General features: G+C 32.3%; 20 protein-coding genes. 10 read left to right on the top strand and 10 right to left on the bottom strand.

Going from position 1 to position 19,742, the window contains the following annotated elements; all coding sequences use genetic code 11:
* Positions 1-16: 16 nt before the first annotated feature.
* Positions 17-967, bottom strand: coding sequence for a PhoH family protein (locus CHB81_RS19905; RefSeq protein WP_056190794.1), 951 nt, complete (start codon positions 965-967; stop codon positions 17-19).
* Positions 968-1,217: 250 nt separating this feature from the next.
* Between CHB81_RS19905 and CHB81_RS19900 the strand changes: the two genes are divergently transcribed.
* The 6 genes from CHB81_RS19900 to CHB81_RS19875 all read left to right on the top strand — a co-directional run bounded on the left by CHB81_RS19900 (position 1,218) and on the right by CHB81_RS19875 (position 6,892).
* Positions 1,218-2,048, top strand: coding sequence for an S-adenosyl-l-methionine hydroxide adenosyltransferase family protein (locus CHB81_RS19900; RefSeq protein ID WP_089353591.1), 831 nt, complete (start codon positions 1,218-1,220; stop codon positions 2,046-2,048).
* Between the two features lie 53 nt (positions 2,049-2,101).
* Positions 2,102-2,398 (top strand): putative quinol monooxygenase, encoded by a 297-nt coding sequence (locus tag CHB81_RS19895; RefSeq protein WP_089353590.1) that lies wholly within the window; start codon positions 2,102-2,104, stop codon positions 2,396-2,398.
* Between the two features lie 163 nt (positions 2,399-2,561).
* Positions 2,562-3,284, top strand: coding sequence for a gliding motility-associated ABC transporter permease subunit GldF (gene gldF, locus CHB81_RS19890; RefSeq protein ID WP_089353589.1), 723 nt, complete (start codon positions 2,562-2,564; stop codon positions 3,282-3,284).
* Positions 3,284-4,969 carry a gliding motility-associated ABC transporter substrate-binding protein GldG gene (gldG, locus tag CHB81_RS19885; protein WP_089353588.1) on the top strand — a complete coding sequence of 562 codons (1,686 nt, stop codon included), beginning with the start codon at positions 3,284-3,286 and terminating at the stop codon, positions 4,967-4,969. The genes gldF and gldG overlap by 1 nt, the downstream gene beginning before the upstream one ends.
* Positions 4,970-5,076: 107 nt before the next feature.
* The gene (dnaN, locus tag CHB81_RS19880) at positions 5,077-6,195 is read left to right on the top strand and encodes a DNA polymerase III subunit beta (RefSeq protein ID WP_089353587.1); all 1,119 of its coding nucleotides are present in this window, start codon (positions 5,077-5,079) and stop codon (positions 6,193-6,195) included.
* Positions 6,196-6,595: 400 nt separating this feature from the next.
* Positions 6,596-6,892, top strand: coding sequence for a hypothetical protein (locus CHB81_RS19875; RefSeq protein ID WP_089353586.1), 297 nt, complete (start codon positions 6,596-6,598; stop codon positions 6,890-6,892).
* A 16-nt stretch (positions 6,893-6,908) separates the two neighbouring features.
* On the opposite strand, the gene CHB81_RS19870 is transcribed toward CHB81_RS19875, so the two are convergent.
* Positions 6,909-7,463: a hypothetical protein gene (locus tag CHB81_RS19870; protein ID WP_089353585.1), complete on the bottom strand. Its 555-nt coding sequence runs from the start codon at positions 7,461-7,463 to the stop codon at positions 6,909-6,911.
* A 225-nt stretch (positions 7,464-7,688) separates the two neighbouring features.
* Here CHB81_RS19870 and CHB81_RS19865 point away from each other — a divergent pair, with 225 nt between their 5' ends.
* Positions 7,689-8,318, top strand: a complete 630-nt coding sequence (locus CHB81_RS19865; RefSeq protein ID WP_089353584.1) for a DsbA family oxidoreductase — start codon at positions 7,689-7,691, stop codon at positions 8,316-8,318.
* A 275-nt stretch (positions 8,319-8,593) separates the two neighbouring features.
* On the opposite strand, the gene CHB81_RS19860 is transcribed toward CHB81_RS19865, so the two are convergent.
* Both CHB81_RS19860 and CHB81_RS19855 read right to left on the bottom strand, forming a co-directional pair.
* Entirely contained in the window at positions 8,594-10,366 is a 1,773-nt protein-coding gene (locus tag CHB81_RS19860; RefSeq protein ID WP_089353583.1) for a DNA mismatch repair protein, read from the bottom strand.
* 68 nt (positions 10,367-10,434) lie between these two features.
* Entirely contained in the window at positions 10,435-11,268 is an 834-nt protein-coding gene (locus tag CHB81_RS19855; protein WP_089353582.1) for a universal stress protein, read from the bottom strand.
* Positions 11,269-11,451: 183 nt separating this feature from the next.
* Between CHB81_RS19855 and mnmE the strand changes: the two genes are divergently transcribed.
* The 3 genes from mnmE to CHB81_RS19840 all read left to right on the top strand — a co-directional run bounded on the left by mnmE (position 11,452) and on the right by CHB81_RS19840 (position 14,785).
* Positions 11,452-12,852 carry a tRNA uridine-5-carboxymethylaminomethyl(34) synthesis GTPase MnmE gene (gene mnmE / locus CHB81_RS19850; protein WP_089353581.1) on the top strand — a complete coding sequence of 467 codons (1,401 nt, stop codon included), beginning with the start codon at positions 11,452-11,454 and terminating at the stop codon, positions 12,850-12,852.
* A 231-nt stretch (positions 12,853-13,083) separates the two neighbouring features.
* Positions 13,084-13,656 (top strand): helix-turn-helix domain-containing protein, encoded by a 573-nt coding sequence (locus tag CHB81_RS19845; RefSeq protein ID WP_089353580.1) that lies wholly within the window; start codon positions 13,084-13,086, stop codon positions 13,654-13,656.
* Complete coding sequence (locus CHB81_RS19840) at positions 13,643-14,785, top strand: site-specific integrase (protein WP_089353579.1); 1,143 nt, start codon at positions 13,643-13,645, stop codon at positions 14,783-14,785. Before CHB81_RS19845 ends, CHB81_RS19840 begins: the two co-directional genes overlap by 14 nt.
* A gap of 70 nt (positions 14,786-14,855) precedes the next feature.
* Here CHB81_RS19840 and CHB81_RS19835 read toward each other — a convergent pair whose 3' ends face one another.
* From CHB81_RS19835 to traK, 6 genes are all read right to left on the bottom strand, one after another.
* The gene (locus CHB81_RS19835) at positions 14,856-15,197 is read right to left on the bottom strand and encodes a helix-turn-helix domain-containing protein (protein ID WP_089353578.1); all 342 of its coding nucleotides are present in this window, start codon (positions 15,195-15,197) and stop codon (positions 14,856-14,858) included.
* Between the two features lie 330 nt (positions 15,198-15,527).
* Positions 15,528-16,331 carry a hypothetical protein gene (locus CHB81_RS19825; RefSeq protein ID WP_089353576.1) on the bottom strand — a complete coding sequence of 268 codons (804 nt, stop codon included), beginning with the start codon at positions 16,329-16,331 and terminating at the stop codon, positions 15,528-15,530.
* A 28-nt stretch (positions 16,332-16,359) separates the two neighbouring features.
* Positions 16,360-17,190 (bottom strand): conjugative transposon protein TraN, encoded by an 831-nt coding sequence (gene traN, locus CHB81_RS19820; protein ID WP_089353575.1) that lies wholly within the window; start codon positions 17,188-17,190, stop codon positions 16,360-16,362.
* Between the two features lie 18 nt (positions 17,191-17,208).
* Positions 17,209-18,498: a conjugative transposon protein TraM gene (gene traM, locus CHB81_RS19815; protein ID WP_089353574.1), complete on the bottom strand. Its 1,290-nt coding sequence runs from the start codon at positions 18,496-18,498 to the stop codon at positions 17,209-17,211.
* A 4-nt stretch (positions 18,499-18,502) separates the two neighbouring features.
* Entirely contained in the window at positions 18,503-18,877 is a 375-nt protein-coding gene (locus tag CHB81_RS19810) for a hypothetical protein (RefSeq protein ID WP_132022476.1), read from the bottom strand.
* An 83-nt stretch (positions 18,878-18,960) separates the two neighbouring features.
* A complete protein-coding gene (gene traK, locus CHB81_RS19805) occupies positions 18,961-19,569 on the bottom strand; it encodes a conjugative transposon protein TraK (RefSeq protein WP_254921181.1) in 609 nt (202 codons plus the stop codon).
* Positions 19,570-19,742: the final 173 nt, after the last annotated feature.

Genomic DNA, 19,742 nt, shown 5'->3' with positions numbered 1-19,742 from the left:
TTGACATTTTATAAAATTAATCGTGATTTTCTATTTGTTTATAGGCATCAATTACCTTTTTAACTAATCTGTGACGTACGATATCTTTATCATCAAGATAAATAATTCCGATTCCGTCAACGTCTTTCAAGACCAAAATAGCTTCTTTAAGACCAGAAATAGTTCTGCGTGGTAAATCGACCTGTCCCGGATCACCCGTAATCATGAATTTCGCATTTTTTCCCATACGGGTCAAAAACATTTTCATTTGCGAGTGTGTGGTATTCTGCGCTTCATCCAGAATTACAAAGGCATTATCAAGCGTACGTCCACGCATAAATGCCAATGGCGCAATTTGAATAATTCCTTTTAAAATGTAATCTTCGAGCTTTTCGTTAGGCAGCATATCGCGCAAAGCATCATAAAGCGGTTGCATATAAGGATCTAGTTTTTCTTTCATGTCACCCGGTAAAAAACCAAGATTTTCTCCTGCTTCTACCGCTGGTCGCGTTAGTATAATCCTTTTTACTTCCTTGTCTTTAAGCGCTTTTACCGCCATTGCAACTCCGGTATAAGTTTTTCCAGTTCCAGCAGGACCTACAGCAAATACCATATCATTTTTTTTGATTGTATCTACCAATAATTGCTGGTTAGGCGTCATGGCTTTAATTATTTTACCGCCAACACCATGAACTAGTATTTTGTCATGATCGTAAGATTTTCTTTCATCCTGACCATCACTCATAATTACACGTTCAATTACATTATCATCAATGTTATTGTATCTGGTAAAATGAAGCATAAGCCTCTGAAATCTTTTTTCGAATTCATCTAAAACTTCTTTTTCGCCAAATGCTTTCAAAGTCGTCCCTCTTGCTACTATTTTAAGCTTTGGGTAGTACTTTTTGATTATTTCAAGATGAGTGTCTTGAGCGCCCCAAAAGTCTTTTGGAGCGATGTCTATGAGCTCGATAATTCTTTCGTTCAAATGAGATAGTTTTAAATTAAAAATAAATCAGTTTTTATAAATTAGTGGTTGTCGGGTCTTTTTTAGTTTATAGTTTTAGTCGCAGTTTTCAATTACTGTGGCTGATACTAATCCCGATAGCTATCGGGAGAGACATTTTAATAAATTGTCTTTTCTTTCTTTCATTTTTGCAATTACTATTATTAGCTTTGCATTTCTCAAATTTAATGAAAATTAGATTTAAATACTACCAATAGTTATAAACAAAATTATGTCAATAATTACCCTTACTACCGATTACGGCTTAAAAGACCACTTTGTTGGTTCACTAAAGGGTAAAATATTATCAGAGTATCCAGAAGTTACCATTGTTGACATTTCGCATGACATTGACCCATTTAACACAGCCGAAGCGAGTTACATTATTGGAGCCTCATATTTGAGTTTCCCAAAAGGAACTGTTCACTTAATAGGTGTCGATATCGAACGCAATAAAGAGAATCAACATATTGCAATGCAATGGAATGATCATTACTTTATTTGTGCCGATAATGGGATTCTAAGCATGCTTACGCAGAAAATTGTTCCGCAAAAAATTGTTTCTATTAATATACACGATCGTTTTCCGAGCGAATTCAGTGATTTGGATATTTTTATAAAAGTAGCCAGCCATATTTCTAAAGGCGGTTTGCTGAACGTTATTGGAAAAGAAATTACAGAGATCAAACAAATTACAGAACTACAACCTGTGATTTCAAACGACGGAACCTCAATAAAAGGTTATGTGATTTACATTGATCATTTTGGAAACGTAGTAACTAATATCTCTAAAAAGCAGTTTACAGAAATAGCAAAAGGTCGTCCGTATGAAATTGTTATGAAACCAAAAAGCATCAAAACAATTCTGCCAAATTATTCCTCAATTGCAACTTCAGACAAATACCCGATTAAAACCTATGAAGGCGAAAAACTGGCTATTTTTAACGAAGCCGGTTTCCTTGAAATTGCCATTTTTAGGAGTAATCCTTCAAAAGTTGGTTCTGCAAATAGCCTTTTAGGATTGAATTATCGAGATGTAATTACTATAAAATTTTTGAGTTAAATATTCCATCAAAATAAAATACATTTGCACCCAATTTGAATCAAAAAAATAACATGTTTGTTAGAATAGTAAAGATGAGTTTTCACGAAGAAAAAATTCCGGATTTTCTGGAGAATTTCGAAAGCATTAAACACAAAATACGAAATGCACCCGGAAATCGTTTTTTAGAATTGTATCAGGATAAAAATGATAAATGCATATTTTTCACCTACAGTTATTGGGAAACTGAAGAAGATTTAGAAAACTATAGACAATCTGAGCTTTTTGATTCAGTTTGGAGTTTTACAAAAAAACTATTCAATGCAAAACCGGAAGCTTGGAGCGTGGACAAATTGGTTAGTTTAAATTAGTTTCAGGTTTCAGGTTTCAAGTTATATACTGGATCTGAAAATTTGGAATGACTTAACCGCAAAGGGCACAAAGATTATATTACAAGGTTTTAAAAAACACAAAGTTCGCAAAGCAGAGCAACCTGAAACTTGAAATCTGAAACAAAAAATAAACAAAAAATAAATGAAATCAATCATTTTACGAGAAATAAAATCCTTTTTTGGCTCTCCTATTGGCTATTTGGTCATTGCTATTTTCTTAATTAGCAACGGACTATTTTTATGGGTATTCGAAGGAGATTACAATATATTAAATAGCAGTTATGCCGATTTGACTCCGTTTTTTACTTTGGCTCCGTGGATTCTTATTTTCCTGATTCCGGCGGTTACAATGAGAAGTTTCTCTGACGAAAAAAAACAAGGAACATTAGAATTGCTTCTAACAAAACCATTGTCTATTTGGGAAATCGTAAACGGAAAATTTTTAGGTTCCCTCCTATTGATTGTTTTGGCAATTATTCCAACATTTATATATGTAAAAGTGATTTCAGGTTTAGGTTCTCCTGAAGGAAACATCGATATGGGAAGCACCATTGGTTCCTATTTTGGATTATTATTTCTGATTGCTGCTTATTCTGCAATCGGGATTTTCACTTCTACTCTATCCGAGAATCAAATCGTAGCTTTTATAATTGCCGTTTTTCTATGTTTTATCTTTTATTTTGGATTTGAAGGATTAGCTTCATTGATTCCGGGATCTTCAATTGTTTCGGCATTTGGTATGCAGGATCACTTTAAAAGTATGAGTCGAGGCGTTATTGATACACGCGATGTTATTTATTTTTTGAGCATCACTGTATTATTTCTGTCTTTTACTGTTTATCAATTAAAATCTTTTAAAGCATAATGAAAGCATCTACTCAACAAAATATCAAAACGTTAGGTATTACGGTTTTTGTTTTAATCGTTTTAAATGTATTGGGAAGTTTATTTTTCCACCGATTTGATTTAACCAAAGACAAACGATATACGTTATCTGAAACCTCTTTACAAATTGTAAAACAGGTTAAAAATCCGTTATCGATTAAGATTTACATGCAAGGTGATTTGCCCGCAGATTTCAAACGTTTGCAACAAGAAACCAAACAATTACTGGAAGAATTTCAGGCTTATAACAGCAATATTGTTTTCGAATTTGTGAATCCATTAGAAAACGGGGACGATAACATGGATGTTGTAAAATCTTTGTACCAAAAAGGTCTTACGCCAATAAACATAACGGTTGATGACAAAGGAAAACAATCTCAGGCAATGGTATTTCCTTGGGCAGTTGCGGTTTATAACAATAAGGAAGTTAATATTCCTTTGTTGAAAAACATAATGGGCGCTTCTACCACACAAAAAGTAATTGGATCGATTCAGCATTTAGAATATTCGATTGCTGACGCCATTAATAAAATCTCTAAAGACAGACAAAAGAAAGTTGCGATTATAAAAGGAAATGGAGAATTAAACGAAGTTCACATTGCCAAAATGCTGCAACAAATTCGCGAAAGCTATTACATCGGACCTTTTACATTAGATTCTGTAGCTCAAAATCCAACAGGAACTTTAGACGCTTTAAAAAAATATGACTTGGCAATTATTTCAAAACCAACTCAAACTTTCTCTGATGAAGAAAAACAGGTTTTAGATCAGTTTATCATGAATGGAGGAAAAACATTATGGTTAATCGATCAGGTCGCGGCTGATATGGACAGTTTGTACAATCAATCTGGTGCAACTCTAGCTTATCCGAGAGATTTGAATTTGAACGATATGTTCTTTAAATACGGTTTCAGAATTAATCCTGATTTGGTAAAAGACGAACAAGGAAGTCCAATAAAATTAGCTACCGGAGAACAAGGAAGCGCTACTCAATACCAGGATTTCATCTGGAAATTTGCCCCTGTTGTTATACCAACAAGCAATAATCCGATAGTGAAAAATTTAGGTCAAATTAAATTTGATTTTGCCAGCCCAATTGATACTTTGAAAAACGGAATCAAGAAAACCGTGTTATTGCAATCGTCTCAATATTCTAAAGTAATTGGAACTCCGGCAGAAATCAATTTGAATATTGTAACCGAGAAATCTTCTCCGCAAGATTATTTAAACAAAGGTAACATTCCACTTTCTGTTTTATTAGAAGGTTCTTTCCATTCGGCTTTTGAAAATCGCGTTTTACCTTTTAAAGAAAATTCATTTTTGGCAAAAGGAAAACCAAATAAAATGATTGTGATTGCCGATGGTGATTTAGCCAGAAATCAATTAGACAAAAATATGATGCCGGTAGAATTAGGTTACGATCAACGTACCGGAAATCTATACGACAACAAAGATTTCATGATGAATTGTATTAATTATTTGTTGGATGACACGGGACTTATTAACATTAGAAGTAAAGATGTAAGCTTACCATTATTGGACAAAGAGAAAGTTTACGAAAATTATACCATGACGCAATTCATAACTATCGGACTTCCAATTCTAATTTTATTGGTTTTTGGAATAGCATTTACTTACCTGCGAAAAAGAAAATACAGCAAATAGATGTTAATAAAAAAATTGCGAAACTAAGATTGTTTACGATATATTTGTAAAACCTATCTTAGTTGAAGAAATACTAAGGAAAAGTACAAAAAAATAAAACAAAAGAGATGAAATTTATAGTATCGAGTTCGTACTTATTAAAACAATTACAAGTTTTAGGTAGTGTAATCAACAGTAATAATACGTTGCCTATTTTAGATAACTTTTTATTTGAATTAGACAATGATGCGTTGACAGTTTCGGCTTCAGATCTTGAAACTACTATGTCGGCTACATTATCAATCGATTCTAAAAGTAAAGGAAGCGTTGCTGTACCAGCTAAACTTTTGCTTGAAATTTTGAAAACGTTTCCAGAACAGCCTTTAACTTTTACAGTTGAAGATAACAATACAGTTGAAATTAGTTCAAACTCAGGAAAATATGCATTAGCATACGCTGCGGGAGAAGAATTCCCAAAAGCGGTTAGCCTTGAGGATCCGTCAGTAACACTTGTTCCTGCAGATGTTTTGGCAACTGCTGTAAGCAAAACTATTTTCGCTGCCGGAAACGACGACTTACGTCCGGTAATGTCAGGAGTTTTCTTCCAGTTCTCACCAGAAGGATTAACTTTTGTGGCAACAGATGCTCATAAATTAGTAAAATATGCCCGTACAGATGTAAAAGCGTCTCAGGTTGCAGATTTTATTATGCCTAAAAAACCTTTGAATATTTTAAAAAGTATCTTAGGATCTTCTGATGCTGAAGTAAAAATTGAATACAACGATTCGAATGCGACTTTCTCATTCGATAATTATATTTTAATGTGTCGTTTAATTGATGGAAAATACCCAAATTATGAAGCGGTAATTCCAAAAGAGAATCCAAACAAATTAATGATTGACCGTTCTTTATTTTTAAGTTCAGTTAAACGTGTTGCGATTTTCTCTAACAAAACCACACACCAAATTCGTCTAAAAATCGCCGGAGCAGAATTAAATGTTTCTGCAGAAGATATTGACTACTCAAACAAAGCCGAAGAAAGATTGACTTGTGATTATCAAGGAGATGATCTTCAAATTGGTTTCAACTCACGTTTTTTAACTGAAATGTTGACCAACTTACAATCAGATATGATTATGTTAGAGATGTCACTGCCTAACAGAGCAGGGATTCTTACGCCAGTAGATGGTTTAGAAGAAGGAGAAACAGTAACAATGTTGGTAATGCCTGTAATGTTAAATAGTTAACATCAAAAGTTATTTTTGTTACAGGGATTTTTTTTAGTTTCAAATTAAAGACATATCATTGTAAAAAAAAAAATATCGCTATTAACCAACCATTTTTTATACCTAGAAACCGCAACTCCGATAAAGAGTTGCGGTTTTTTATTTTAAGGTGATTTTTTTGTTTCAGGTTTCAGGTTTCAAGTTTCAAGTTGAAATGAGATTATGGTTTGTGTAGATTTAACCGCAAAGTTCGCAGAGGTTTTTCGCAAAGTTCACAAAGCTTTGTATTATTAAGCTTTGTGGACTTTGTGTTTTAAAAAAGCTTTGTATGATAGAAAATTCTTTGCGTGCTTTGAGTTAGACTTTTTTTTACTTTAATTTACGATAAGCAAATCAATACTTTATTCTTAAATAAATCAAGATGATTGATAAAGATATTTTTCTAAAATTTATAAATGAGAACTTTAGCGATGATCAATTATATATCTATAAGTTCAAACCTGAATTATGGCTTGTAGAAATTGATTGTTTTCCTGATAAGACCTACAAACTTACTATCGAAATTTCTGATGAGGATATTCGGTTTGCTACTGTAGACAAAAAGCCTGCTATTGATTTTTCTTTATATGATTTTATATTCGAAGAAAACAAAGAAGCGGAACTCTTTATAGAAAAGATTATTCAGAAAAAAAGTTATCCTTTTGATTTCAAGCAATAACCTTCTATAATTTTTTCTATTTCACTTTTTGAAATATTTGCTTTCCTCCACAATTAAAAACATAAGAATCAGAGAGCAAATCTATATTCTTAATATTTTTAATCAGTTTGTTTTTATTATCTAAAAAGACACAGGTATTCACGTAGATTAAAATTATCTGATTTTTGCCAGGTACCGTACTAATGATTAATCCTCTACTTATAAACTCTAAATATTTTTTATAATCACTTTGATTATCATCCTTAAAAACATGATATCCTTGTTTGTTTAAAAAGTTTAACTGAGCAATTATTTCTAAATAATCTTTTTTAGCGAAATTTAAAATTAAACAACTCCCAACTTCTTTATCTATTACATTCGCATCTGTAGATTTTGACGAATTGTACACAATGATAGAATCGCTTACTTTTGAAATTAAATTTTTCTGAGAAAAATCATTACCGTATAAAGCATTATTAGTCTGCTTACTTTCTACATAATTTTTGGTAAGCAATAATTTATCAATCGGTAATTCCTGAGATTGTAAAAAAGCTGGAAAAAAGAAAATCAATAATTTTAAAAGTATTCTCATTTTAATTAAATCGGTTTAGATAACTATTGCCTTGATACGTCTATAAATATAAAACTCTTTTAGAAATTTAGCTCCTTATACAATTTCAAAGTTAACAAAATAGCACACTGTAAATCTTCTATTTACTAAATAAAGAATCACTACGCCAAAACTCTTAAAAAAGCTAAAACAAACCTGAAACCTGAAACAAATAAAAATTTGAAACATTTTCTTTAACTTTGTACTATGAAAATAGAAATTTGGTCGGACATCATGTGTCCGTTTTGTTATATCGGAAAAAGACAACTGGAAATCGCTTTAGCTGAGTTTCCAAATGGAGAATTTGAAATTGAGTGGAAAAGTTTTCAACTTGATCCAACTATTACGCCACAATCAGGTAAAGACGTTTATACATTCTTAGCTGAACGAAAAGGGATTTCGATTGATCAGTCAATAGAAATGCATAAAGGTGTCGTAGAACACGCAAAAAGCGTTGGTTTGGATTATCATTTTGACAAAGCAATTATCTCGAATTCTTTGACAGCACATCGTATTATACATTTGGCTAAGTCCAAAAAATTAGGTGACGAAATGGAAGAGATTTTCTTCAAAGCTTATTTTACGGATGGAAAAGATCTTAATGATGCCCAAACTTTAATAGAATTAGGCGTTCAGGCAGGTTTAGATTCAAAAGAAATACAAGAAGTTGTAGAAAATGAAAATCTTTATTTAAACGACGTTCATGGTGACATACACGAAGCAAATCAAATAGGAGTTCAAGGAGTTCCATTTTTTGTTTTTGATCGAAAATATGCCGTTTCCGGAGCACAGCCAGTTGAGGCTTTTGTGAATACGATTAAGGAAATGCAGAAGTAGTTTAAGAAGCAAGACTGGATGAGACAAGAAGCAAGATTTTAGACATTAGATTTTGATCCACATTGTCGCTCTGAGCGAAGTTTAAGAGCAAACGTTGTTTTCGATTTAGTGTGGTAGTATTTAGTTTATCATTGCAAATAATCATAAAATTTAAACAAGTAACCATAAAAAAAAAACGTAATATCTTGCTTCTAAAATCTTTCTTTATCAAGTCTTTCTTCTAATATCTTGCATCTTGCTTCTTACCCCTTCAATCTAAAATCTAAAATCTAAAATTAAATAACTCCCATTTTCTGCATTAGGAAGGTTGCGCTTTTATTTTGGCAGATTCCGGTTCTAAGTTTATAATCAAAATGAAGTTCGTTGTCTTTAATTTCGACTTCAAAGCATTGATTCGTTAAGACATCCGGATATTCATTTGTAGTTAGGCAAACTTCTATATCGTGCGTTGCAATAGCTCCAACAGCTTTTTTAGCAATGATTTTTTTGACTACTTCAATTGTTCCGTTTCGTTTGTCGTCAGAGTTTGTTCCTCTTAAAATTTCGTCTAATAGAACAAAAGCAGGCTGATCTTCCAGAGCATTCATAATTTGCTTTAAACGCTTAATTTCGGCAAAGAAATAGGATTCACTATCCGCCAAAGAATCGGATAATCGCATTGAAACCAAAACAGGAAGTGGATGAATATTAGCTTTTGAAGCACAAACTACTGAACCAACTCCACCTAAAACCATATTGATTCCTAAACTTCTTAAAAAAGTACTTTTTCCTGACATATTCGAACCCGTTAAAATCATGAATGATTCCGGATAAAAATGAGTGTCATTCCCTACTCTTGTCGCTGGATTAAGTAACGGATGCCCCAAATTTGAGAATCCAATTTTATAATCCGAATTGATTTCAGGAAAAACAAAATCAGCATTGTTGTACGCTAAATTTGCTAAACTATTCAGAGCTTCAAATTCACCAATAATAGCAAGCCATTTTTCAAGTTCGGCTGAATAATTGTCTTTCCATTTTAAAAGTGCTTTCAAAACATGAAGATTAAACAAGAACATTCCATTAAAAACTATTGCGGTGACAAAATTGTTAATAGTGTCCATTCTCGAAAACAACTCCGAAAGATCTTTTAAATGTTTACTTGCGGTTGCGTTTCTAAAAATTAACTGTTGCTGCAAATTCATTAATTTCTTGGATTGAAATGTTTCGGTTTCAATTTTCTGAACTAATAAACTATATTGTTTGATGATTTTGTCGATATTATCAGCCTTTGCAATCTCTGACTGAATTCGCTTAAACGACTGCCCTAATACGATCATATTGGCAATGAAGATATAAGTTACATACGACAACAGAATGGTTTTTGAAGTGACAAAATACGCAATTAAAAAACCAAAAAATAAAGTTGGAAGAATAATTGAAGCCGCAACTAATGCTTTAGATAAAGTGTTATTTTTAAATGAATTCCAGTGAATTAATGAATCATACGACCCTTTACTGTCATTACTGACAATTGCCAAAGCCAGGAAATCCTGACGCCAGTCGATTTTTGTTTTTAATTCGTTTATTGCTTCCTGATTTTCCAAAATTGTATCATTAGGCAACAAACTCAATAATTGATTTGCCAATGTTTTTTTTCCGATAAAAGTGGCTGTTCGGTTTATATTCTGAAATAAAGAATGATCGCCAAAAATATCTAAATCATAAGCATATGGATGGTGAAAATCATTGAATTCTATTCCGTTTTCAAAAGGGATTTTTTCTCTTTTTAAATACGTCATTTCATTTTGATTAATTTTTAGAATCGCAGAAGTAAGCTCTTTTTGAAAAGATAATTTAGAATGAATTCTCATCAAAAAAATAAAACCAACAAAAGATAGAAAAGCAAAAACTACGTAAAGTGTTTCATTCGTTTTTATGTAGTAAAACATTAAAAATAAACAAAGAAAAATGCTTAAAAGACGTAGAATACTTATGCTGTTGTATCTTTTATTGATTTTATGAAAAAGTGCTGTATAGTGTTGAACTTTGTTTTGATATGCTTCCATTTTTAAAATTTAATGAAATACAAATATAGGTTTTACACTTACAAATTTACTATCAAAAGGTACTGATTTTAGGTTTCATGCATTACTAAAACAGGTACTGAAACTTCTTTGGCGATTTTTTTAGAAAAACTGGATTCGAAAAGACTTTCAAAGAAGGATCTTTTATGGGTTATAGTAGTCAAAACATCTACATCTTTATAAAGTATAAAATCGAGGATTGTTTCTTTGACTTCGTCACTTGGTAAAACCAAAAACTCTACATTGTCGCTTTCAAATTCCTTCTCCCATTCTTTTATAGTGGCATCAGAAACATCTGTTCCTGAAGTTTTAACATATAGGCTTTTTACTTTTGCATTTGTTTTCTTTGCAATTTCTAAAACCTTTTTTAGTTCTGCTTTATCTTTTTCACGATAGCGTGTTGTGAAACCAATTATTTTAATTTTCTTGAATTTTGCATCTGCAGGAATACAAAGAACCGGAACTTTTACTTCGGAAATAACGGAACTTGTATTAGACCCCAAAAAGAATTTTGTCCAGTCTGTAACACCCGAAGTTCCCATTATTACAAAATCAATATGATCTTCTTCAACGGCATTTTTTAGATTGTAAATTAAATCACCGTCCATTAAGCGATGTTTTATTACAATATCATCTAATTTACGTTCTGTAGCAATAGCTCTAAGTTTCGGAATTTCATCCTTAAACATTTCAAATTTTGCTAATTCTATTGAACTATAAATCGAAGCATAATTTTCAGGAAAAAACTGGCTGTCATAAACCGGAATCTCAAAAGTATGCAACAAAACAAGTTCGGCATTAACAATTTTAGCAAATTCTAAAGCATGAACAAAAGCATTTGTAGCGGCATCAGAAAAATCTGTGGGAAATAATATCTTTTTCATTTTGTTTGAGATTTAGTAGTTTGTTTCTCAAATTTAATCATTCTAAAAACAAAACAACCTGATAATTATCAGTATTTTAACATTTTAAATTTTCTTAAAAACTCAATTAAAAAAGGGTTGAAAATTACATTTTCAGCTTATGTTCCGGTTGCGATCTTTATGGCTTTTTTATACCTTTGCATCATGATAAATCAAGATTCTATAGTTGCATTGGCTACTCCCTCCGGAGCTGGAGCCATTGCTATCATCCGTATTTCAGGTTCTGAAGCCATTACCATTGGAAATTCGGTTTTTAAATCCATTAAAAACAAAGATTTAACCAAACAAAAAACGCATACTTTGCATTTGGGTCATATCGTTGATGATTCAAAAACTCTTGATGAAGTTTTAGTTTCTGTTTTTAAAGGACCAAATTCTTATACAGGCGAAAATACGATCGAAATTTCATGTCACGGATCAACTTATATTCAGCAGCAAATTATTCAGTTATTATTGCGAAAAGGCTGCCGAATGGCTGATGCAGGAGAATTTACGCTGAGGGCTTTCCTTAACGGAAAACTGGATTTATCTCAGGCAGAAGCTGTTGCTGACTTGATTTCGTCTGACAATGAAGCTTCGCATCAAATCGCAATGCAACAAATGCGTGGTGGTTTTAGTAATGAAATTGCCAAACTGCGTGAAGAACTTTTGAATTTCGCTTCTCTAATAGAACTGGAATTAGATTTCGCAGAAGAAGATGTAGAATTTGCTGACAGAACTCAATTTCATGAATTATTAAATAGAATTGAATTTGTTTTAAAACGTTTAATCGATTCGTTTGCGGTGGGAAATGTTATCAAAAACGGAATTCCTGTTGCTATTGTTGGTGAACCAAATGTTGGAAAATCAACTCTTCTAAACGCTTTACTAAACGAAGAACGTGCTATTGTTTCTGACATTGCCGGAACAACTCGTGATACTATTGAAGATGAATTAGTGATTGGCGGAATTGGTTTCAGATTTATTGATACAGCTGGAATTCGCGAAACTAAAGATGTTGTAGAAAGCATTGGGATCAAAAAAACTTTTGAAAAAATTGATCAGGCTCAGGTTGTAATTTATTTGTTTGATGGTCTGAAATTTCAGATTTCAAGCTCTGAGTTTGTTTCTGAAATTGAACAAATCAAGAACAAATATCCACTAAAACCTTTGGTAATTGTGGTGAATAAAAGAGATATATTATCTACTGAGGAAGTTTCAAACATTACCACAAAGCTCGAAAATTTGAATGCAAAACTTTTATTGATTTCTGCTAAAGAGAAAATTGGTGTCGATGATTTAAAGAATGAATTACTTTCTTTTGTAAATACCGGTGCTCTTCGAAACAATGAAACTATTGTAACAAATACAAGGCATTACGATTCTTTACTTAAAGCTTTAGATGAAATTCAAAAAGTAAAACATGGTCTCGAAACAAATCTTTCAAGCGACTTAATTGCACTTGACATTCGTGAAGCTTTATATCAATTTGGTCTTATTACGGGTCAGGTTTCTAACGATGAATTATTAGGGAATATTTTTGCTAATTTCTGTATTGGAAAATAGCAAGACAAAACAACGCAAAATAACTACAAGTAAACGAGTTAAAATATTGATAATCAATATTTTAACTCGTTTTTTATTTACTTTTTCTTTTGGATATTATGCGATATTTTGCTTAAATTTGTACCTTATTTGTACCTCGAAATTTCGAGGTACAAAAATATTTTTTTTTGGCCAAATTATGGCACTTATAGACACACATAGTCACAGTGGGACACTTAAAGTCACATTTCTATGAGTTCAAACATTCAAATTACGCGCATCTGTGAATTCTGTCAAAACGAATTTACCGCCCGCACAACAAAAACGCAGTATTGTTCGCTAAAATGCAGTAGCAGAGCTTACAAGGCAAGAACTAGAGAGTCAAAAATTACCCAAAGTAATAAGCAGACTCAAATTGCCAAAAATCCCAATCTTGAAGCAGTTAAAACAAAAGATTTCATTAGTATGAATCAGGCCAGTCTTTTGTTTGGAATAAGCCGAAGAACCATTTACAGAATTATATCCAGAGGAGAGCTAGATATAGCAAAATTTGGAGCGAGAACAGTTATCCGCAGGTGCGATATGGATAGCTTCTTCTCAATTCCACTGGATCAATCCCTGCTTCGTCCTGTACAGGAATTCCCTGGATTGGAACACTGTTATACAATTACACAAATACAGCAGAAATTTGGAGTATCACCAGGTGCGTTGTATATGATAATTCAAAGACACGCAATAGCTAAGTATTCCGTTGGAAAGTTCAATTATGTAGCAAAGAAAGATATTGATATTATATTTAACGCAAGAGAAAATGAAAAAGAGTAATGTAACATTGAGACAAAAAGTACTAGCAAGCGGAAAGATATCTTTATATCTGGATTTCTACCCGCCAATACTAAACGCTAATACCAATCAGTATACAAGGCGTGAGTTTTTGAAACTGTATCTTTTTGAAAAACCAAAAAATCAAATTCAAAAAATTGCTAATATAGAAAACCAGCGTATAGCTGAATTAATGCTAATACGCCGATTAAATGAATTACGCAAAGATGACATATACTCTGAGTTTGAAAAAGAACGACTGGAATTACAAAGAATCGGGAGAGGTTCCTTTTTAAAATACCTTAAGAAGCTGGCGGACAAAAGAGAAGGGAATAACTATCAAATATGGAATTCTGCGATAATTCACTTTGAGATCTTTCTTGGCGGACAAGATTTACTTTTTAAAGATATTACAGTAACATTCATTGAGGATTTTAGAGATTATCTACTGGGCGCTAAAAGCCGAAGAGGTACTGGCTATACATTATCTAGAAATACAGCATTATCTTATCATAATAAAATAAAAGCTACTCTTAGAAAAGCCTATAAAGAAGGAAAAATAAGAACAGATATTAATGCCGGTGTTGATTCTATTAAAGAGCAGGAATCGCAACGTAACTTTCTTACACTTGAGGAAGCTAAAAAACTTTTTGCAACCCCATGTTCGAAAAAGATTGTGGCTAGAATCTCAAAGTTTTCGCTATTAACAGGGAATCGTTATTCTGATATAGCTAAATTAGAATGGTCTGAAATTGAATACATTGAAAACGATGGATATTATATCAGGTTTAAACAAAAAAAAACAGAAGGTTTACAAACAATGCCTATATCAAACGAAGCTTTCGAAACATTTGGTGAAAGAGGAAAGCCAAAAGAAAAAGTATTTCAAGGTTTAAAAAAGTGGGATGTGGACAGAGTTTTACCGGTTTGGTTAGCCCATGCTGGAATTATTAAACACTTCACTTTTCATTGTTTTCGTCATAGTTATGCCACCTTACAATTGTCTGCCGGTACGGACATATTTACTGTATCGAAAATGCTTGGGCATAAAAGTGTAAAAACTACTCAAATCTATTCGCATATCATTGATCAAAGAAAAAGAGATACTACTACAAGAATAAGTCTGAAATAAACAAATCAAAAAAGACGTCACTTTTGGGTGACGTCTTTATAATGTTAAAATATAAAATCTGGCGTTTAATTTACGTGGATGATTTCTTTGATTTAAAATTTACCTCGACTTCATGCTGAATTTCAGAAGTAGTTTTGATGCGACCCAATTTAATCCAGTCCAGTAACTCTGTGCGATAAAAATAAAGGCGTTTGCCTTGTTTGTTCACCGGAATCTCATTTCTACAAACCTTTGAATATATTGTTGCAACGGACAATTTTAAAAGACCAGCTGCACCTTCAATGGTTAACAGCTCTTGGTCTATTTCTGACTTTCTTTTTTTTCTTTCCTTCAATAACTTTTCAATCTTGTCCATTTTAGTATATAATTTTGTAATCATATCAGGAAGATCTTCAAATGTAAATTGTTTCATACTGCTATTTTTAAATTACATCTTTCTTTCTGCAGTTACTAGTCTAGAAAATGGATTTTACTTCCTTGTGTCTTCTTATACGAAGGTTCGTATCTGATATAACCATAATCACTTAATTCGCGTACGCATTTACGATAGGTCTTTGGAGAATATATCTTAGCTATGTTTTTAATTTCGTCACTATATGCTTGTATTGGATTTATAAAACCCTTATCAATACGAAATTGCAGTAAGGCTACATATATTGCAATATGCGTTGTACTGATTCGAAAATCTTTCTCAATGGCTAAGAAAAAAGCTGATAAGGGTTTTAAATTATCCATAAAGTAGCTAAATTGAATTACCTTGCTTTTGTCTTTTCTTATTTTTCTGCTCTGCACCTTCTGAAGATTCAGAATCAGCATTCTGGTTCTGCTTTACTTCTTTATTTACTGATTTACCTTCAGCCTCACTTTGCTTTTGATTTTTACTTTCACGATTATTGATTCTTTGCATGGCTCCATCATAAACATTAATGGTTTTAAAATGAGGATTAGCCTCGACAAATTGTTTTTTTTCAACACCATCAACCACAAAAGTCACCGATTGAATATTCCCTTTTTTAAGAGAGTTCATTAGATCTTCTTTATATTTTGGATTGTCCAATTCTTTTATGGAATGTTTAGCAAGACCCGCTTCTAAATCATAGCCATAATTCTGATGATAATGATTCAATTTAAAATTTCCATTAGTATCAGCGGCCTCCTTAAAATTCATTTTAATCCAAGAATTATATACTTCTCCTTCTTTTGTTTTGAGATCTTTATTAACAGATCGTCCATCCATAAGATTATAGGCTTCCTTGGCTGTAATATTATTATCCCTATTGATATAAAAAGTTTGTGCAAAACCTTCTTTAGACCCTTCTTTTTGAAGGTTCATCTTATAGGAATTAAAAAAATACATGTCGCTCTGATCTGATTTCTTAAAATTTAATGTCGTTGTAACAGAATCATTCCCGTGTTTTATTTGATGATTTAACTTAAACTCAGTTTCTCCTTTGAGCATATTCTCTCTCAAATTATTTTCCAGTCCATCACCAAATCCAGTGAATTTCAACTGATCTTTTAAATAGTCTACATTTTTCTCTTCCATGATATCCTTTATTTAAATTATTACTTCTTTATAAACTCATTAATATTTCCAAATTCTTTAAGTCATTGTTTTTTATATCCAATTCAACATGCCTTCCTCCATTTTTTTCGATTAACTGCAAGGCAAAATATTTTTTCTCCGGAATAGTAAACTTGGGTAATGCAAAAACAACACTTACCTCCGATTCATCAGAAATTTTAGTTATGTTAGAAGTGGTAAACAATGGAATTATTTCAATTTCTTGCGATGCTGTACGTTTGGACTTTTTTTGGTCACGAATAAAAAAGCGCAGTTGATCCAGATCATAATTAATCCTTGAATTATTCCCTAACAAAATTCTAAAATACATGACGTCCTGATGTATGAATATACCACTAACCTGAAGTTTAATAGAAAATCTATTTGATTTTAAACCCGTTACCTTTTTCTTTTTTGACAAGGCCAAAGATGCATATTGCTCCATTTTTTCTTGATTTTCATTATCAGAAGAAAACAATACATCTTGATCATATCCATGTGCCTTATCGGCTACAAGATTTAAAATCGGACACAATTCATCATAATTCAGCACAAAACCATAAAGTTTCCCATCGGCAGTAACAACTGTAAGATTGGTTTGTGTGAAATTTTGTTTACCCGCTTTTAGAAGCAAAATATTTTCAACACCTTTAGCTTTTTGAATTAAAACGTCCTGACTTCCCCTATCCACGCTTTTAATAGCATATGGAAAGACAATACTTGTTGTTTTAGAATAACTTAATTGTAAATTGTTTGATTCCGATTTTGCTCCAAGCTGAGCATACCCTGAAAAGGTAATTATCAAAATCCCTACGGTAAACCATGTCTTTATATTTTTCATCTTTTATATTTCTTTGTGTTATTTAGCATTCTTTTCTTTCTCATCGTAAAGCAGTACTTGATATCCTGCTTTAACAACAACCTTTATAAGTTTTACTTTTTTACTCATTAGGCTTTTAGCTGCTTCAACTCCCATTCCTGCAGCTTGTGCTCCCCAAGAATTATCCAGACTTGCTATACCTAAACTTTGCATAGAGCGATCCACTGAAGCTTTTGCAACATCTCTGCTGATGGCGCCTGGGATATAAATTCCATCTATTCCATCCATATCATAAACTGTTAGTTCTACAGGAAAAATTGAACTCTTAAATTTTATATTATTTATTTTTATTTCTAATCTTTCTCCTTTTAAAGAAGCTATTCCAAATACAAAACTATTCCTTGGGATCAGTACTCCATTTATAAAAATTTCATTACAGAGTCGAAGCTTGACAATGGAACCGTTTACAATAGATTGTGTTTCATGGACCACAGCTTCTAGTGCATTTTGCATCTCATCAGATACAATTTCTTGGTCCAAAGAAAAAAAGGAATTATTTTTTGAGTCAAGTGAATAATTTTCATTAGAAACATCTAAGGAGTTAAAATGCTCTTGCTTTACTTTGTTGTCTACTGTGAAAACTTTTCCTTTTTTATCTTTAGAAGATTGCCTTAGTTTCTCCTGCATACGTGCTGGATGCTGAATATCTAGTATATTCTCTAGCATCCCTCCTAATTGTTTGAGTTCAGGGTCGGGCTCCTGAGGTTCATTCATTACTGACATCATCTGTTCTAATTTTTTCATGTCAGCGGATTCAATATTTGAAGAACCATAATTTTCAAATTCTCGCATATCCTGATCTTGATTAACGGCAGATACAGGTTGACTAATAGCTTTTTGAAGGGCTTTTAATTTAAGATAAACCTTTTCTTCATTTCTGTCTTTGTAAGAATCCATATTAAGGCCAACTTTACCTTTTCTATGATTTTTAGGTTCTAACTCTTGTTCCTTTATAGATAATGAATCATCGAGAAATGCATTGTTTGAGTAATTAGGGTCTTTTTTAATTTGCTCTATCAATTTTATAGAATCCATAGCTGCCTGGTCATAGTAACTCATCTTATCCAAAGTAGTATCTTCTTTAAATTTCGGGTTAGGAAGTACAATATTGAATCCTCTTTTCTCTTTTAATTCAAAACTTTCAGTTGTGCTTTTTCCTCCACCAAGACTCCAGAACAGCATAGTTACAAATGGTAAAATTAAAACTGGCAGAACCAGCAACATTTTACGTTTTTTTAAATCTTTGAGTGTAATTGTTTTTTTCTCCATGACATTAATCTTTTACATTAGACTTATAATAATTTTCAATAAAGGCAAGACTCTCTACAAGACCAGGATGAACCAATTTAATACTATCGTATGATCTCTTTCCGGAAGAACTTTTCTCAAGACTGTCCAAATACGATCTGAAATGAGTAATTATTTCATATTCCTTTTTAGAAATAGGAAATGATTTGAGAACATTGCTTCTTAATTGCCTGTTTACCTTAGTAGGCTTAGAAATTGATACACTATCTATCGAATCAGAAATACCGGAATTAAATCCTCTGTAAATAATATAAATATTGCTACTGCTACTAAGAACTACAAATCCAATCAATACAAAAACCATTTTTTTTCTTGACAAACCTGAAGTTAGACTACTCATCTTTTTAGCCCATTTATCCTCAAGCAACAGGTAATACTTATTACTGACCTGAATTCTTTCGTACTTTTTAAATAAAGGCCACATCATTTTCGATTATCAATACTCAGATCTTTATTTTCCAACGTTTTGTAGCGTTCTATCAAAAATCCGTGTGGGTTATTATCACTCCTTGATACATTTCTTAAATTACCTTCAGTAATCAGACTACGTTTTACAATGCTGGTACTGCGAATAATTTTTTGTTTGGCAAAACATTTAAAACGGTATGGATATTCATTGACATCAATTTGAATACTGTCAATGGCAATAGTCTGACTGATATTCCCTGAAATGATTCCAGAGTAATATCCATTTTCTTTGAGATCATCATAAATGTGTTTTGCACTATCATCAGCCAGATAAAGCGCTTTAGTAATGTTTGCTTTGATTACTTTATCGTCAGGATCGAGCGTAAAGAAATAGCTGTGAAAGGTCTTTACATGATCTCTTGCTTCTACTGGTACATTATCTTTTCTGTCTGAAGAATAAGCCTCTAAGACTTTTCCATTGGCCAAAATATAAACCTTGTCCTGCATCAGGGTAACAGTAGTAAAACTTTTGTACAATGTGTAACAACAGATTATAATACAACCAACAATAACCAACATTGTAAAGCCTCTTACATAGCGAAAAGCAGTATCTATATTTTTCATTTTGGTAAACATGATCAAGATTCTTTAATTTATTTTGAATTACCTTTGAGTTTATCATTCATATAGTTTCCATTCTCTTTAAAATAAGGAGAGTTTACAGATGACGATGACATGCTTTGATATATTTTCCCTGCGGCGCTGCCCATTGCATCTAATGCCATCTCTCCACCCGC

Origin of the sequence: Flavobacterium sp. ov086, from assembly GCF_900187965.1 — a bacterium.
GTDB lineage: Bacteria > Bacteroidota > Bacteroidia > Flavobacteriales > Flavobacteriaceae > Flavobacterium.
The sequence above is the reverse complement of the archived record's forward strand: the minus strand, read 5'-3'. Positions and strand labels throughout refer to the sequence as shown.